Below are 281 nucleotides of genomic sequence, written 5' to 3' on the forward strand. Positions count from 1 at the left end.
TGTTTCCATTGTGCCTTTATAAACGTTGTTAGTTAAGTGGTCGATACGTAAGAACCCTTTATCATTAACGACGTTTTGCTCAGCTAAATCTTCAAAGTCGTTTGCGTAGATAGAGCCTTTATCGCCAAACTGTTCAATAAAGTATATTAAGCTGTCGCCAATGCCGTAAATAGCAGGGTACGGTAAGTCTTTATTTGCTGCATCAGTAGCTGGCTTAGCGCCACGTTCAACCGCAGCTTCAAACGCCGCTTGAGCGTTCTCTACGCGCCAACCCATAGAAC

General features: G+C 43.8%; 1 pseudogene. It reads right to left on the reverse strand.

Going from position 1 to position 281, the window contains the following annotated elements:
* Positions 1 to 281, reverse strand: a pseudogene (locus AAEY99_RS21380) (4-hydroxyphenylpyruvate dioxygenase); the annotation flags it as partial.

The organism is Shewanella sp. S1-58-MNA-CIBAN-0166 (genome assembly GCF_040310085.1).
Lineage (GTDB): Bacteria > Pseudomonadota > Gammaproteobacteria > Enterobacterales > Shewanellaceae > Shewanella.